The sequence below is a fragment of the Desulfomicrobium orale DSM 12838 genome (genome assembly GCF_001553625.1).
Classification (GTDB): Bacteria; Desulfobacterota; Desulfovibrionia; order Desulfovibrionales; family Desulfomicrobiaceae; genus Desulfomicrobium; species Desulfomicrobium orale.
Window position 1 is genome coordinate 1,867,249 of sequence record NZ_CP014230.1, and the last position, 16,907, is coordinate 1,884,155.

The 16,907-nt window shown below is 51.9% G+C and carries 15 protein-coding genes; all 15 read left to right on the forward strand.

The annotated features are described in order from the left end of the window. Entirely contained in the window at positions 1-2,424 is a 2,424-nt protein-coding gene (locus tag AXF15_RS08630) for a sigma 54-interacting transcriptional regulator (protein ID WP_236884753.1), read from the forward strand. Between the two features lie 189 nt (positions 2,425-2,613). Then, positions 2,614-4,281: a sensor histidine kinase gene (locus tag AXF15_RS08635; RefSeq protein ID WP_066606098.1), complete on the forward strand. Its 1,668-nt coding sequence runs from the start codon at positions 2,614-2,616 to the stop codon at positions 4,279-4,281. Next, positions 4,265-4,672, forward strand: a complete 408-nt coding sequence (locus AXF15_RS08640) for a response regulator (protein ID WP_066606100.1) — start codon at positions 4,265-4,267, stop codon at positions 4,670-4,672. Before AXF15_RS08635 ends, AXF15_RS08640 begins: the two co-directional genes overlap by 17 nt. A gap of 26 nt (positions 4,673-4,698) precedes the next feature. Then, complete coding sequence (locus AXF15_RS08645) at positions 4,699-6,375, forward strand: sensor histidine kinase (RefSeq protein ID WP_066606102.1); 1,677 nt, start codon at positions 4,699-4,701, stop codon at positions 6,373-6,375. Between the two features lie 30 nt (positions 6,376-6,405). Beyond that, the gene (locus AXF15_RS08650) at positions 6,406-6,795 is read left to right on the forward strand and encodes a response regulator (RefSeq protein ID WP_083517953.1); all 390 of its coding nucleotides are present in this window, start codon (positions 6,406-6,408) and stop codon (positions 6,793-6,795) included. A 60-nt stretch (positions 6,796-6,855) separates the two neighbouring features. Beyond that, entirely contained in the window at positions 6,856-7,725 is an 870-nt protein-coding gene (locus tag AXF15_RS08655) for a CBS domain-containing protein (RefSeq protein ID WP_169793635.1), read from the forward strand. A 162-nt stretch (positions 7,726-7,887) separates the two neighbouring features. Then, entirely contained in the window at positions 7,888-8,808 is a 921-nt protein-coding gene (dapF, locus tag AXF15_RS08660) for a diaminopimelate epimerase (RefSeq protein WP_083517954.1), read from the forward strand. Beyond that, the gene (dapA, locus tag AXF15_RS08665; RefSeq protein WP_066606110.1) at positions 8,750-9,628 is read left to right on the forward strand and encodes a 4-hydroxy-tetrahydrodipicolinate synthase; all 879 of its coding nucleotides are present in this window, start codon (positions 8,750-8,752) and stop codon (positions 9,626-9,628) included. The genes dapF and dapA overlap by 59 nt, the downstream gene beginning before the upstream one ends. A gap of 138 nt (positions 9,629-9,766) precedes the next feature. Beyond that, the gene (gene icd / locus AXF15_RS08670; RefSeq protein WP_066606113.1) at positions 9,767-10,918 is read left to right on the forward strand and encodes an NADP-dependent isocitrate dehydrogenase; all 1,152 of its coding nucleotides are present in this window, start codon (positions 9,767-9,769) and stop codon (positions 10,916-10,918) included. A gap of 221 nt (positions 10,919-11,139) precedes the next feature. Next, entirely contained in the window at positions 11,140-12,192 is a 1,053-nt protein-coding gene (gene pilM / locus AXF15_RS08675) for a type IV pilus assembly protein PilM (RefSeq protein WP_083517955.1), read from the forward strand. Between the two features lie 90 nt (positions 12,193-12,282). Further along, entirely contained in the window at positions 12,283-12,957 is a 675-nt protein-coding gene (locus AXF15_RS08680) for an IS1595-like element ISDeor2 family transposase (protein ID WP_066602895.1), read from the forward strand. Between the two features lie 2 nt (positions 12,958-12,959). Beyond that, entirely contained in the window at positions 12,960-13,547 is a 588-nt protein-coding gene (locus AXF15_RS08685; RefSeq protein ID WP_066606119.1) for a PilN domain-containing protein, read from the forward strand. Further along, the gene (locus AXF15_RS08690) at positions 13,540-14,172 is read left to right on the forward strand and encodes a type IV pilus inner membrane component PilO (protein WP_066606121.1); all 633 of its coding nucleotides are present in this window, start codon (positions 13,540-13,542) and stop codon (positions 14,170-14,172) included. Before AXF15_RS08685 ends, AXF15_RS08690 begins: the two co-directional genes overlap by 8 nt. Continuing rightward, positions 14,169-14,693 carry a pilus assembly protein PilP gene (locus AXF15_RS08695; RefSeq protein ID WP_066606127.1) on the forward strand — a complete coding sequence of 175 codons (525 nt, stop codon included), beginning with the start codon at positions 14,169-14,171 and terminating at the stop codon, positions 14,691-14,693. Before AXF15_RS08690 ends, AXF15_RS08695 begins: the two co-directional genes overlap by 4 nt. A gap of 12 nt (positions 14,694-14,705) precedes the next feature. After that, positions 14,706-16,811 carry a type IV pilus secretin PilQ gene (locus tag AXF15_RS08700; RefSeq protein ID WP_211258964.1) on the forward strand — a complete coding sequence of 702 codons (2,106 nt, stop codon included), beginning with the start codon at positions 14,706-14,708 and terminating at the stop codon, positions 16,809-16,811. Positions 16,812-16,907 lie beyond the last annotated feature (96 nt).

Genomic DNA, 16,907 nt, shown 5'->3' on the forward strand with positions numbered 1-16,907 from the left:
ATGACGCTCATCCCCACAGCCCTCATTGTCCTGGCGCTGATGGGATATGCCACATACTGGGCGTCCTCGGAATTCATCACGGTGGCGCTGGAGCGTACTTCTCGCCAGCATGCCAGCACCACGGCGCATATGGTGGAACTGTTGCTGGAGCAGTGCCGGACAAGTCTTTTGTATGCGGCCCGGAATCCACTGACGCCGGACAGCGCGAGAAAATATCTCGAAGCCCTGAACGCCTTGGAGGGGCTCGAATTTTCGGAATTCGGCTTTATCCCCGGGCAGGGAGATCGACCCTTCGTCTTTGTGAGCCGGGATGGGATGCTCACGGAGCTTTCGCCGGAAAAGATCGGAGAAATTCGCCCCAGTCCCGCTTTACTCTACAAACAGGCCTCTCTTCTCAAGGATGGCGAAGTCTGGTTTTCCGAATTCGGCGAAGTGGAGCTGCCTTTTCCTACCAGTGGGAGGCCGCTGGAACGGATATCTGAAAGATCCCTGCGTTTCGTGACGCCTTACCGCGGGCCGGATGGAGAGGACCTCGGCTTTGTCTATCTCGCCCTGGATGCCAGGAAGGTCCGCAACATTCTGTCCCTGCACGATTCCAATACGTCCCCGGTGTTCGCTTTTCCCCGCAATCCCAAGTTTTCCAGATTCACCTATTTTTTCGACGCGCATGGATGGGTGCTTTTTCAGTCCGAGGCCGTGGATGCGGCCGAAGCGCCCCTGCGTACGCTGGATGTCCGGTCCACATTCCAGGGAACCCTGGGCCGGCCGGGTTTCCCGGAAGCGTTCAGACCGTCGGATCAGAGCCGGAATTATTGGCAGATAGTCGAGGGCACGGCCAAGGGAGAGAAAGGCATTTTACGCTCCATTGGCGGCGAACAGAGCGATTCTCCGTACAGGGAACATTTTCTGGCCTACGCTCCGGTGTATTTTAAGTCCGGGGCGGACAAAAATCCTGCCGTTGTGGGCGGCGTGGCCTTTGAAGACAGAAGCGTGCTTATCGAACTTGCCGGGTACAAGCATCTCGATGTCATGCTCGCCATCAGCGTCATTTCGGTGCTGGCGCTCACCGTGGCGATCTTTCTGGTGGCCCGCGGCACTACCAAGGGACTTCTGGAGCTTGCCCTCACAGTCAAACACCAGAACGACCAGGGACGCTGGGAGCCTGTGACACTGCGTGAAACGGGTTACGAGGCGGAGATGATCAAGGATGCCATCAACGCCCTGATCGGAACCATCCGGGCCCAGTTCGAGGAAATCAGATCGAAGGACCTGCAAATCGAATCGGTGGTGCTGAAAGAACCCGCGGAACTGTACAAGGACCGTTTCTCTCCCGTCATCGACGATATGTTTCCCGAATTCATCGGGACAGGCAGACATATGCAGCAGATGAAGCGCGACATCGTCAAGGCCAGTCAGGTGGACGTGGACGTGCTGATAGAAGGGGAGACGGGAACGGGCAAACAGCTCGCGGCCGAAGCCGTGCACCGTCTCTCGCAGCGGGCGGTCAAGCCGTTCATTTCCATCAACTGCGGCGAGCTCGATGAAGCCCTTCTTCTGGACACTCTGTTCGGGCATATCAGAGGCGCATTCACCGACGGCAAGGAAGATCGGAAGGGCGCATTCCTGGAAGCTGACGGAGGCACGCTGTTTCTGGATGAAATTCAGTCCGCGTCCCTGAAAGTGCAGCAGAGTCTGCTGCGGGCTCTTTCTCTGCGCAAGATCAAACCCCTTGGCAGCGACCGGGACATCAGCGTGGATGTGCGTCTGATCACGGCTACCAATGCGGAGCTCAGGCGGCTGATCGCCGAGGGCAAATTCCGGGAAGATCTTTATTACCGGCTGAAAGTCATCACCATCCAGACCCCGGCTCTGCGCCACCATCGTCAGAATGTCCCGGTGCTGGCCATGCACTTTCTGCAGGAAGGCGAACGCATGGCCGGAAAGACGGGACTGGTGCTCTCCCGCGGCGCTCTCAGGGCGCTGGTGTCCTATTCCTGGCCGGGAAATATCCGGGAACTCAAACATCTGATCATCACAGCGGCGGTCATGGCCGAGGGTAACGTCATTCAGGCCGAACAGCTGGGAATCGATGCCGTTTCGGAAGACAGCGCCTTCTCCGGGGAAACGTCTTTTTTTCCGGCCGATCCGGAGAGCTCCGCCGCTGCGGAAGAGAATTCAGAGTGCGAGACGGCTGCCGGCATGATGGAGATGGAACTCAACCGGCGGCAGATGCTGGCCTGGGAATACGCTGGCAGAAACGGCAGCATTACCAGCAAGGAGCTCATGGATATTCTGGGTGGGAGTATTTCCAAGAGAACCGCCAGCTACGATATTCAGGATTTGGTCAATCGGGGCCTGCTGACAAAAGTCGGACGCGGCCCGGCGACCCGGTATGTGCGGACGGTTCAGAAGAGGTCCGCATGAGGCGGGATCATGCCGGTCTGTTCGGGCGGTCGTCTTTGCCGCGCCGTGGGACTGACTGGGTGTGGCCTTTAGACATGGGGAACCGGTCGCAAGGCAGGCGGGTGTTGCGCCATGAATGGGGTTCATGTAATAGCCGGTAAAGATTGAAAATATACAGGCCGTCCGGGTGTTTTACGCGAGGAGCCGAGCATGTCGATTTTCGGATTGAAGGATTTGGGGACCAAAATAGCCATCACCGCGCTGAGCTTTTCTCTGATTCCTCTCATCGCTCTCGGCGTGACCATGTATTCCATGTTTTCCTCGGCCTACCATTCCAAAGTGCGGACCAATCTGATCAGTTTGTCCGAGAACAAACGGCAGGGCGTGGATCTGTTTTTGCGGGAACAGATCGCACAGCTGCGCACAGTGGCTTACTCCAATTCCATAGAGAAACTGTCTGTACAGGAGAACCTCGACAGCGTGCTGGCCTCCATGCAGGTCAGTTCCAGAACGTTCATCGACCTGGGCATCATCGACGATGAAGGCCGCCATGTGGCCTATTCGGGCCCCTACAATCTGACCCGGGCCAATTACAAAAATGAGGACTGGTTCCACCAGGTCATGATCAGGAAGATTTATGTCTCCGACGTGTTCGAAGGCTTCCGGGGTTTTCCACACATGATCATCGCCGTCAGGAAGCAGGAGAAGGGCCGGATCTGGATTTTGCGGGCGACCATCGATTCGGACATCTTCGATTCCCTGGTGCGTTGGCTGCAACTGGGTGACAAAGGGGACGCCTATCTTGTGAACCGCGCCGGAGAACTGCAGACCCGGCCCCGGTTCGGCAACAAGAGCAGAGATATTTACGCCCCTTACCTCGGCGCGCCGTTTGCGGGCACCAAAGTCCGGGAGTTTTCCAGCGGCAGCGAAAAAATGTTCGTGAGCGGTATCTGGCTGGAGCAGAAGGACTGGGTTTTGATCATCGAGGAGGACATGCAGGGAGAGCTCCGCCCCCTGTTCGAGGCCGAGGCCGCCGCATGGGCGGTGGTGGGCAGCGGAGTGGCCTTCATCATCATCGGCACGCTTCTCATAACGCGCATGATCGTCGTGCAGCAGGAGCGCAGCAACAGGGCCGAGGCGAAGCTGAACGAAGAGCTGATTCAGTCCAGCAAGATGGCCGCTCTGGGCAAACTTGCCGCGGGAGTGGCTCACGAGGTGAACAATCCGCTGGCGGTCATTCGTGAAAAGGCGGGGTGGATGCGCGACCTTCTGGAAGAGGAAGATGTCCGGGGCAGCGCCAACTTTCAGGAATTCGAGGAGGCCGTGGACAAAATAGAACAGCATGTGGAGCGGGCGGGAAGTGTGGTGCACCGCATGCTCGGGTTCGCCAGACGGATGGAACCCGTGTGCAACGACGTCTATCTGAACGACGTGCTGAAGCAGACGACCGCGTTTCTGGATAACGAAATACGCTTCCGTAACATTGAACTCGATTGGGCGCTGCTTCCGGATTTGCCCAGTATCCAGTCCGATGCGGCCCAGATACAGCAGGTGGTCCTGAATCTTTTCAACAACGCCATCGACGCCATAGGAAAGGACGGCCGCATTACCGTGACCACCACCTGCGATCAGGCTGCGGATACGGTCACCGTTTCCATCCGTGATGACGGTCCGGGTATGGACAAAGAGGTGCAGCACCGTATTTTCGATCCCTTCTTCACCACCAAGAAGGTGGGGGAAGGCACGGGCCTTGGTTTATCCATCAGTTATTCCATCATCAACAAGCTGGGTGGCACCCTCCGGTTCGAGAGCGAGCCCGGAGAGGGCACCGAGTTTATCATCACTTTGCCGGTGAAGCATCATGACAGGAAAGAATAGTGCCCACGCCGTGTGTGCCGGTCCATCCGTACTCGTGGTGGACGATGAAGTGGATTTCATGGAAACTCTGGTCAAACGTCTGGAGCGGCGGGGATTTCGCGTTTCAGGCGTGGACGGAGCGGCGGCCGCCCTGGAACTGCTCCACAGCAACCGTTACGATGTGGTCGTTCTGGATGTGATGATGCCCGGCATGAACGGCATCGAACTGTTGCATGAAATAAAGACCAGATGGGAGAATACCCAGGTCATTCTGCTCTCCGGGCATGGAGGGGAAGACATGGATATGCGGGGGATAGCTTACGGGGCCTACGCCTATCTGGTCAAACCCGTTTCCCTGAACGTATTGGTGGAGACCGCCTGCAAAGCTTTTGAGGAAAGCGGAATCCGCTGAGGGCATCCGGGAATACTCCACCAGCCATGCGTCAAATCACCAGCCGGATAATCAAACGCAATTTCTTCGTCGCCCTGCTGCTGGCTCCTTTTGTGCCGGTGGTGCTCGCTCTGGGCACGGGCGGATACCTGTTCTGGAATCATGTACAACAGGGCGGCCTCGATAGTCTTTCCCTTCTGGCCAGAAGTCACGCCCGGATGGTGGACAGCTATCTGGACGACTGTCTCGGTGATCTGGCTCTGGTGGAAGGGCGATTTGCGGGTGGGGACAAGGTCGAAATGCGCTCCGTTCTGGAAAATTTGCAGCGCAAGCGCGGCGGGATCACCGACGTGGCGCTGGTGGATCAGAATGGAAGCGTGCGCGGCTATGCTGGTCCCGGGGTGTTCAAGGGTACTCACACGGTACCCGGAAGGTGGCTGGAGGAAGCTCTGGAGCGGGGCAGCAGCGTCAGTGGGGTCATGGCGGGACAGATGGGGCTGCCCTACACGGTCATCGCCAGGCGCATCTCCATGGGCGGGGAGCCGTTTGTGTTGCGTGCTTCGCTGGACCCGGAGGTGTTCACGCGCATGGTCATGGATGTGCGCGAGGATGGGACCGAGGTTTTCCTGGTCACCCGGAAAGGGGAAATCATTGCCGGCAGTGAAGGGCAGACGCTGATTCGTGAACGGGAGCTGTTCGGGCCCGCCTTTTGGGATCGCGTGGGCGGCGCTTTTCTGGATGACCGCTCCGGGGCTGCCTACGCCAGCCGCGTTCTGAAGCATGCGGGCTGGATTGTGGCCGTGCGCGAGTATTCTCCCGTTTTTTTCCGGACTGCGGATTCCACGGTGCTTTTTCTTGTCCTGTCCGTGCTGTGCGGTGGCATCATCGTTTTTCTGTCTTCCCTTTATCTGACCGGATATGTGGAAAAAATGCTGCGCCAGCGCGAGGGCGAGCGCGAGCAATTGCGCGAACAGCTGTACCGGGCCGGCCGTCTGGCCGAACTGGGGGAAATGGCTGCGGGGTTCGCCCATGAAATAAACAACCCCCTTCAGGTTATGAAAAGCGAGCAGGCCTATATGGAGATGCTTCTGCAGGACTTCCGGGAGCGGGCCGGGAGCGACGCCGGACTTCTGGCCGATGTGGAGGAGATGGCGGGCGGAGTCGGGCAGATCAAGGTGCAGATCGACAGATGCGCGCGCATCACCCATTCGATCCTGAGTTTCGGGCGGGCGGGCGAGGTGGAAGTGCAGAACGTGGAGCTGGGCCGGTTCATTCCCGAGGTGCTGCGCATGGTTCAGAAAAAGGTGCAGCTGAACAACATCGACCTGCGCGTGGCTGTGGCGGCCTCCCGTTTGGTGGTGCAGGTGGACCCCGGCAGATTGCAGCAGGTGCTGCTGAACCTGCTCAACAACGCCATCCATGCCGTGGGAGACGTGACGGACGGCCGGACCGGAGACATTTCGCTGACCTGCGCTCCGGAGGGCTCGGACCGGGTGCGTATTTCCATAAGGGATAACGGCATGGGGGTCACCCCGGAAAATCAGAAGCTGATCTTTACGCCGTTCTTCACCACCAAACCGGCGGGGAGCGGGACGGGGCTCGGCCTGTCCGTGTGTCATGGTCTGGTGGACAGCATGAACGGCGTACTCGATTTCGAGAGCGTACCGGGGCGGGGCTCCACGTTTTTCATTGTTTTGCCCAGAGTGCCGTCCCCTTCGGCGTGAGGCGGGCGTTCGCTTTGAAAAGAGGTGAGCATGGATGATGCATTACGGGTTTTACTGGTGGACGATGAGGAAGACTATCTGCGGACTGCGGCCAAGATATTCCGGCGCAAGGGAATCGACGCGGAAGTCTGCAGCGTGGGACGGGACGTACCCGCCTTGCTGGAGGAAAAGCAGTGCCAGGTGGTGGTGCTGGATTTGAAGATGCCCGGTATGGGCGGGTTGGAAGTCCTCAGGGAAATCAAGGCCCGCCAGCCCCTTGTACAGGTGATCATTCTGACCGGGCATGCCTCTTCGGATGACGCGGCCGTGTGCCTGACCAGCGGGGCTTTCGATTTTCTGATCAAACCGGTGGAAATGGACCATCTGATGGACAGGATCAAGACGGCCTATGAACTCTGGAAAGTTTCGCCCAGGCTCTGAATATCCGCCGGGTGGACAGGCCTGGGACACCGGAGGAATGAGATGTTGACCGGACTTCACATGGCGATTGTCGATGGGGATATCCCCTTCCGGGACCATCTGGCGAAGATGCTGACTGACCTGGGATATACGGTGCATTGCGCGGATACTGGCGCCCAGGTTCCGGAGCTGCTGCATTCCGCCGCCCCGGAAATTCTGTTTCTGGGCGCGGGGCTGGATGCGCAGGAGCTTCTGCCGAAAATCAGGTTTGCGGCTCCCGGCTGTAAAGTCATCGTTCTGGCCGACGGAGATGACGTATCCGCAGTGCACCGCGCCTGGGAACTGGGAGCTTTTGATTATCTGTGCAAACCTCTGGATGTGGACGCTCTGGCCATCCGCCTGCGGGAGATCGCAGCCCTTCCGGTTGAGGAGGAACGGGAAAAACTGGCCTTTGAGATCATGATCCCCATTCAGCATTACACCTGCGTGCAGGCTTCGTGCACGATACGGGAAGGTATCGAGCAGCTGAAACGCGCTTCGGAGAATTTCGTTTCGCTGGGACTCATGATGGAAGTAGGGCACCGGGCGGTGCTGGTTTTCGACGGCGAGGAGATGGTCGGCGTCCTGACCATGAGAAATCTCATCCAGGCCATCCGGCCCGGATATATTACCGCTCCATCCGGACTTCCTCCCCGGAGCATGCGCCATTCCCCGGTTTTCTGGGCGGGCGTCTTCACCAGTCAGGTAAAGGAACTGGAGGCCAAATGCGTGGCGGAAATCATGAATCCCCGCCCTCCTGTGGTGCATTGCCGGGCCAATCTGATGCAGGTGGCGCAGTTGCTGTGCGAGGAGAACCGCAGGCGGGTGGTTGTGGAGCAGGACGGAAAAGCGATCGGAGTTATCCGGGAGCAGGAGCTTTTCGCGCAGATATCCCGGCAGCTTCTGGGATAGTCGGTCATCCTTCGGTTTGCCCGGCCTGTCACGGTCAAGGCTCAGTCATGCCGGAGTGTCGCGGGTGTGGCTCGATCATGCTGATTTATAAATATCTGAGTGGGTTGCCTTGCTTTTCCAGATCAGGGACCGTACAGTCGATCCTATGAAAGGGAGCATGTTATGATCATGCTGAAGCAGCCTCTACAGAAGTTCTATAAAATGCAGGGCAGCGGGAATGACTTTATTGTCATCGATAACCGCTCCCGTTCCATCTCGCAGGAAGTCATGCCGACCTGGGCCAGAGTTTTGTGTCCTCGGGCCTTCAGCATCGGCGCCGACGGGATTATCTTTCTGGAAGAAGATGCTTCCGGGCAGGCTTCCACTCGCTGGCATTTCTTCAATGCCGATGGTTCCAGAGCTGAAATGTGCGGTAACGGGTCGCGTTGCGCCACATTGCTGGCCTGTCTGATGGGTATGGCTCCGGCCGAACACATCATGCTCACGGATGCCGGGCTGGTACACGCCCGGGTACAGCCAGAGGCTGGCGAAGTGGAGGTGCAACTCACCAGAATTCGGGATCTGCAGCTCGGGACCGATCTTGACTTGGACGGTCGGCCGGAATCCGTGCATTTTGCCAACACGGGCGTACCGCATGCCGTAATCATCGTTCCAGATGTGAAGGTCCTTGATGTCCGTGAACTGGGCTCTGTTGTGCGTCGGCATGCCCACTTCGGACCCGCTGGAACCAACGCCAATTTCATTCAGGTTGTGGATTCCGGGCATATTTTGCTGCGCACTTATGAACGTGGTGTGGAAAACGAAACCTACGCCTGCGGCACCGGTGCGGCGGCGTCCGTGGCTGTGGCTCATGCCCTTGAATTGTGTGGTCCCGTGGTGGAAGTGACCACCTCGGGCGGTGAAGAATTGCGTATTACCGTTCGTGGAGAGGACATCTTTCTGGGGGGCAGGCTCGGATCGTTTATCAGGGCGAGTTCAGTCCCTTCTCTATGGGGCTTTGACCGTCACCAGCAAAGGAGAAAGTATGCAGTTCAAAGGTGCTTTCACGGCCCTTGTGACCCCTTTCACCAATGGCCGTATTGATGAAGACGCTTACAGAAATCTGATAGAATGGCAGGTGGAAAGCGGTATCAATGGTGTTGTTCCCTGTGGCACCACCGGAGAATCGGCCACATTGAGCCATGAGGAACACAAACAGGCTATCAGAATCTGTGTAGACCAGATTAAAGGGCGTGTACCTGTACTGGCCGGAGCTGGCTCCAACAATACGGCGGAAGCTGTGGAATTGGCCCGGTTTGCCAAAGACGCCGGTGCCGATGGCGTCCTCCTCATCACTCCCTACTACAATAAACCCACGCAGGAGGGACTGTATCAGCATTTCAAACATATCGCGGCTGAAGTTCCGATACCCTATATTCTATATAATGTACCGGGGCGTACGGGAGTTAATCTGCTCCCGGCCACGGTGGCCAGACTGTACAAGGATATTTCTGACATCTGCGGCATCAAGGAAGCCACTGGCGATCTGAATCAGGCTTCGCAGATACTGGAGTATTGCGGCCCGGATTTTCAGGTGCTCTCCGGTGACGATTTCACCATCCTGCCATTGTTGTCCATTGGTGGATGCGGGGTTATTTCCGTAGTATCCAACATTTTGCCGGAGGAAATGAGCGAGCTGTGTGCCGCTTGGTTCGCGGCGGATGTATCCAGAGCTCGGCAGCTTCATTTCGAACTGGCCGCCTGTTCGCGGATGATGTTTGTGGAAACCAATCCCATTCCGGTAAAGACGGCTCTTTCCATGATGAAACGTCTCAAATTAGAGCTTCGACTGCCTCTTACTCCCTTGAGCACGACTAATGAAGAAGCCTTGCACGCTTTTCTCAAGGCAAGAAATATCATCTGAAAGGATGTCTTGGTGTATGGGAATTTAAGTATTGCTTTATTCTTGGCGAAAGAATTATGCTTTCACACTAGCGAAGTCAGGAATTATTCTTAATTTTAGGATAGTTGGTGTAGAAGTGCTCTTTTTTTGGAGAGAAGTATGAGGCGAAAGGTTTTTTTTATTGAGGGCGATGGTATTGGCAAGGAGATATGGAAAGCCGGGCGGCCTGTGTTGGATCGTGCTCTTGAGTTGGCTTCTGGCGGAGAGCTGCAACTGGAGTGGGTGGAACTGCTCGCAGGAAAAAAAGCCTTTGCCGAAACAGGTTCTTATCTGCCGCAGGAAACTATAGATATACTGAAGAATGCTGATCTGGCCATGAAAGGCCCTCTAGAGACACCTGTCGGCAAGGGTTTTCGCAGCCTGAACGTTACATTGCGGCAGACTCTTGACCTTTTCGCCTGCATCAGACCTGTTCAATATTTCGAAGGCATAGAGAGTCCGGTTAAGCATCCGGAACGAGTGAACATGGTTGTTTTTCGGGAGAACACCGAAGATGTCTATGCGGGAATAGAGTGGGCTGCGGACAGTAAAGAGGCTAAGCGCCTCCTTACGTTTCTGAGGGACGAGATGGGGGTTTGCCTTGACGAAAGAAGTGGAGTGGGACTGAAGCCCATGACCGCAAATGGCTCGAAGCGATTGATACGCAAGGCTATTCAATTTGCTCTGGACCAGAGACGGCAGAGCGTAACGCTTGTGCATAAAGGCAATATCATGAAGTTCACGGAGGGGGCCTTCCGTAACTGGGGTTATGAACTGGCTGCCGAAGAGTTTGCCGGGCAAGTGATATGCGAAGGTGGGGATTGTTGTCCTCCCGGAAAGCTTGTGTTGAAGGACAGGATTGCGGACGCCATGTTTCAGGAGGTGCTGATTCGCCCGGAGCAGTACGACGTCGTTGCAACGCCAAATTTGAATGGAGACTATCTCTCTGATGCTCTGGCTGCTCAGGTCGGCGGGTTGGGATTGGCTCCAGGGGTAAATATGAGCTCCCGTTTGGCTTTTTTCGAGCCAACCCATGGTACTGCTCCCTCCATCGCGGATAAGGATTTGGCCAACCCGGGGAGCCTCGTTTTATCAGGTGCATTGATGTTTGATCATCTCGGTTGGCATGAAGCTGCGAACAGGGTACGGTCTGCTGTGGGAAGAGCCATCGCGCTTAAGAAGGTGACAATCGATCTTGCCACGCAGATAGACGGTGCTTCGAAGGTCGGTTGCAAGGAGTTTGGTGAGACTCTTATGCGATTTTTGGAGTGATACAGAGCCTTCAATTGCGGGCTCATATGGAATTCATGGCCTTCAAGGCACTGTTTCGAACTGGAAAAGTATCTTATTCACTCTTGCTTAGTGCGACAAACCTGTGCTAATAGAATAGTTATCTAGGTTGGGTCCGCCGAGAGAAGTTGAGTGTGGGCGCGGGAGTTTTTTGATGAATTGAATGTTTTTAATGCGGAAGTTTCTGATGGAGATACTGTCAGGTGAAGAAAAGTAGTTTTTTTTCAAGAAAGAGGGCTGGTGTGGGTTTAGATCTTGGCAGTGAATGGTTAAAGCTTGTCAAGGTTTCGATGGGAAAGAATGGTTGTGTTCTGGAGTCTCTTTCGAGGACTCCATGGCAGTCAGGGGAGCTTGATAATAATGTTGCCACAGGGAAAAAAATTTCCAGTCTATGGGGGCAGCTTGCCTTGAAGGAGAAGACTGTCGTTTCTTCAATGGCTGGCCATGCAGTCATCGTGAAGAGGGTCGCCTTTGAAGCCGAATCGCCAAAAACTCTTGGGGATGTTGTGCTGAGAGATGCCCGACAGTATATTCCTTTTGACATTAACGATGTTTATATCGATTATCATGTACTGGGGAGAGGAGTAAAAGAGGGCTCTTTTGATGTGCTTCTTATTGCCAGTAAAAAGCGAGCTGTTCAAAGCCTGAGCGAGGCAATTGGGCAGGCGGACTTGGCACTCTCCATTGTAGATGTGGATTCTTTTGCGTTGTGCAACAGCTTTGAATATAATTATCCAGACTTTAGTGGTAAATATGTATATCTTCTTGATATCGGAGGCACCCAAAGTATTTTTTGTATTTATCAGGACGGGAAACCTCTCTTTTTGCGAGAAGTATCTTTCGGGGGAAAATCAATAACGGAAGCTATAGCATCTGCCTTGAACATCAAGCGTGTTGATGCAGAGCGGATAAAGATAAATGGAAATGACGAATTGAATGAAGATCAGAGTCGGGCTGCTCTGAATGCAGTAGATAAGACTCTGAAGGCTTGGTGTGACGAAATAAAGAGGTTAATTGGTTTCTATCAGTCTTCATCTGACCATGTCGCAGTAGTAAACTCTATGTTTCTTTCTGGCGGTGGGTCTTTGCTTGCTTCTTTGCCACGAGTATTTCAAGATGAGCTGAGGCTGGAGGCTCACTATCACGACCCCTTTCGTAAAGTAAAGTTTGATGAGAACCAATTCCAAAGAGAATATCTTAAGGAAATAGCTCCTCAAATGGTGGTGCCATTCGGGCTTGCTCTTAGAGGGGCCTAAGCTTTAGATGCTAGGATAATTTTATGATAAAAATTAATGGGTCATGCCTAGTCCGTGAGTCTCCATTCGACTATAAGGCTAGTCACGACAATGAAAAACAAGTATGCGAAGCGTTCAAGAATTTCAGAGGCCAAAGTCCGACAAATAGTGAAGCTGTTTGCCGTGGATTTGAATGCCCTGCAGATAGCTGAAATAGCCGGGGTAAATCGTAATACCGCGAACCGTTATCTGGCTGCTTTCCGAGAGAGGATTGCCCGGTTCTGCGAGGCGGAGTCTCCTGTTCAAGGCGAAGTTGAGGTTGATGAAAGCTATTTTGGCGCACGCCGCGTTAAAGGAGTCAGAGGCCGAGGAGCCAAGGGCAAAACCATTGTGTTCGGCTTATTCAAGCGTGAAGGTCGCGTTTATACCGAAATTGTCCCGGACTGTTCAAAAATCACCCTCCAAGGGATCATCCGGGGCCGCGTGAAACTTGAAAGCATTATTCACTCTGATGGCTGGCGCGGCTATGATGGTCTCGTAGACCTAGGCTACCAAAAACACTTCCGGGTTGAGCATGGCAACAATGAATTTGCCAATAAAAACTCACACATTAACGGCATTGAGAGCTTCTGGGCTTTTGCCAAAACACGACTTGTTCGTTTTAGGGGTTTGCCCAAGCACACTTTTTACTTTCATTTGAAAGAATGTGAATTTCGCTTTAACCATAGAAACGAAGATAGTTATAAACTTCTGCTCAAAATGCTCAGAGAAAATCCACTCAGCTAGGCATGACCCAAATTAATTTACTCCCTCAGCAGAAACGGGTCCGGGCTACTAATGCGCATGGAGATATATCTCTATTTATTTTTGGACTGATTATTCTGGGTGCTCTTATTTTTGGGGTAGACTACTATTTTTCTGCTCAAAAATACGATCTTGAAAGCTTGGTACAGAAGAAGGAGCAAACTAAAAAATTGCTTGAAGTCAAGGTCGCAAAAGTCAAAGCGATTCAAGAAGAACTTGAGAAGATTAAAGGCCGGATTGAAGTTATCAAGATGGTTCGTCTGCGTCAGGGTTTGCCTGTCCGATATATTGATGAAGTTGCCTCTAATGTCCCTCAAGATAAAATGTGGTTGGAAACTTTTACACTTAATGCCAATGGCAATATTGCATTGACTGGCGTGGCTTTGGATAACCAAGTTTTTGCCCGTTATGTTGAAGACCTTAGGGCATCAAACTATATTGCCATTGTCGATACTCAGCGTACTTCACGGCAGACTGTAGATGGATTGGATCTCGTATCATTTCAATGTGTTGTCATTGCTCGTGAGTATTTTGAAAATTTAGATATAAACGGGACTGCAACAAATGGATAATAAATCAATCTCCAGAAAATTTTCAGAGCTTTCATCTACTCACAAGGTATTATTATTTTTGATTATAGTATGTTGTGCGTGTGGTGCGTATTGGTATGCCATTTTGGATGACAAGTTAACTGAGATTGCTCAACTTGCACAAACATCTGAAAAGCTGGACCAAGATATAGAGCGCTACAAGACCCTGGTTGCAAAACTACCAGAGCTTGAGCAGAGTCTGAGCGCACAAAAGAAAGAGTTATATTACGCAATGACTCTTCTCCCAGAAGATGCTCGTGCCCTCGAGTCGCTGTTAGCCTCTTTTGAAAAGCTGGGAAGGGATGAACATGTTGAGTTTGTTCTTTTTCAGCCAGGTCCTGAACAGCAAGCAGATTTCTACGCCACGAGGACTGTACAGTTACAGATCAGCGGGACGTTTCATCGTCTTCTTACATATTTTGATCGTCTCTCCCGCTTAGATCGCTTGGTTACAATCCAAGATGTGACATTCTCCCCTGTTTCGGACCTTTCTCCTACAGAGAAGTATTTGAATGTAAATTTGGTGCTGCAGGTGTACAGAGCTCTCACGGAAGCGGAGATAAAGGCTCGAGAAGAACAACAAAAACAAGCTGAAAACAAAAAATGATTATGAAAGACCTAAAAATTATCCCTAGTATTTTTTTTATAGTTTGTTTCATTTTTTTGGCGCAATGTTCTTGGGCTGAAGAGCTTGATAACGCTACAAATACTACATTGCCGGATGATGAGATGCCGGGATGGGTTACTCCCTACTATTCGCCATATGAGGCAAAGAATAAGACTGATCCCTTCGTTTCTTTTGTAAAAGTTCGTGCCTATGAGCTGCTGGAAGCTGCAAAGAGGGCGAAAGCCCAGAAAAAAGCCTCCACACCACTTGAAACTGTGGAGGTACATACCCTAAAGCTGATTGGTATTATCAATAAAGGTAATGGCCAAACCGCAGCAATGGTAGAGCTACCTGATGGAAAGGGTTATCTTATTCGACCTGGGACTATTGTCGGACTGTATGATGGTGTTGTGAAAGAAATAAAAAACGCTACTGTTGTGGTTGAAGAAAATATCATGGATATTTTTGGTGAATCTAAACAACGCACAATAAATTTAAGATTGCGCCAAGAGAAGGAGTGAGTAGATATGAGGATGCCTAAGTCCACATTCAAACTTGTGAGTGTTCTTTTTTTTATTGTTGCGTTTTCTTCCTGTGCTGCGAAGTCGAAAGATGCCACCACTCTGTCATCTTCAGAAACTTCAGAAGAAAAGGTTACCCAGACGGATCTTTCTGGGGCATTGGCTATTTCAGAATCTTTAGGGAAAACTATCATAGATATTCCTGTTTCATCTGAAACTCAGCCTCACGCAAAATACGATAATTCAAACAATATAGTCGTATCTTTCACCCCTCCAATTGTTCATTTTGATATCCCTGTGTTGGACACTTCTCTTGTTAAATCCGTTACAAAATCAGATAGTAATGGATTGGTTGACTCTGTAACTGTTTTTTTAGGTACAAAGAGTAAATTTTTGCTTTCCAAGCAGGGGGAAAATATCGCACGGCTTGTGTTGGTGCCGGATGAGATTCCCGCAACTTCTCCACTACCGACCAATTATATTTCTTCTCTGGACTTTCGGGAGAGAAAGGAAGGATTGCAGATCACTGCATATTCCAGTCTCCCTTTTGAAGTTACACCCAAGGACAGTGATGTCTTCCAGCTTCAATTTGCCAAAGCTCAGTTTTTGGAGAATTTACTCAAAAAATATGATCTCAGTCAGCTGAGGACTCCCATTAAACATGTACTTGCACAAAATAATGATGGTGGAGCGCTTTTATCCCTTGCAGGAGTGAGGAATCCCGCTCTTTCTATTCAACGAAAGAACGATGAAACAATTATTCTTGTCAAGGTTAAGAGTGAATCTATCAGGAGAGGTCAGCCTCTCAAAATATCTGGAAAAACGAAGGTCTCTCCTGATGCCAGTGCGTTGGATGCTGCAAGTGATGCAGAGATTCAGGAACTCAACACTCTTTTTCCTGGGATGAAGGAGCATTACACTGGTGAGAGGATCTCCATAGACCTTCAGGATGCTGATGTTGAACTTGTATTGAGACTTATTTCTGAAGTCAGTGGCTATAATCTTATTCTTGATGATGAGATTTCAGGAAAAATTTCTTTGAAGCTTGTGGATATCCCTTGGGATCAGGCCCTTGATCTGGTCCTTTTGCAGAGAAACTTGGGCGTAGTCATGAAGGGCAATATCATGCGCGTTGCTTCTGCCGCCAAGCTTGAAGCTGAACGTGCACAACTTCAGAAGGCTCGTGAAGCAGCGATGCAGGCCAAGGCAAGCCTGGAAAATCTTGCTCCTCTGAAAACTGACTATATTCAGATCAACTATAGTACTGCTGCGGACTTTGAAGGCAAGGTAAAGACATTTATATCGCCTCGTGGCTCTGTTTCCTCTGATCCGCGTACAAATATTCTGATTGTTACAGATACGGAAGCGACGCTGAAACGTATCAGCAGCTTTATTAAAAAACTTGATAGGGCTGAACGCCAAGTTATGATCGAAGCTCGTGTCGTATACGCCACAGATGAGTTTCAGCGTAGCCTTGGGGTCAAGTGGGGAACAGGTTATGCCACGGAATCAAAGGAAAACGAACCTAAGGAGCAGTGGCGGGGTAGAGTTGGAAGCACCGGTTTGAATATGATTAATACGGTAAACGGCATCACTCTCGGCGGTTCGATAGGAAAGTATCTGGGGAAAGATCTTTTCGCTTTGGATGCGTCGCTGCAACTCGGCGAGGCGAAAAATCTGGTTAAAACTATTTCTTCACCCAGAATTTTGACCCTGAATAACAACCGTGCGGAAATTCAGCAGGGTACGAAGCTTGCCACGGCCACGGAGTCATCCAGCGGTGGCACGACCACAGAATATGAAGAAGCTGTGCTGCGCATTTCTGTATTGCCGCAGATTACGCCAGACAATAAGTTGATTCTTGATCTTGAGATCAATGATGACAGCCCGAAAAGCGATGGCCGGGATATCGACACCAAGCAGACGAAAACCAAGATGATGGTCAATGATCGGGAGACGATCGTTATCGGCGGTGTGCAGAAAACCACGGAAACGACGGGGAGTAACAAAGTGCCCGGTATTGGGGATATACCAGGGCTTGGTTGGCTGTTCAAGAATACATATGACTCCAAAAGCAAGGCTGAGTTATTGATTTTCATCCAGCCGAGGATTCTATAAATGAGACGATATGATTTCTAACTTTATATAAGTTTTGGGACAGCATTCATTTATGATTGGAGGGAGCATTTTACGCTGCCTCCAATTATTTTTTAA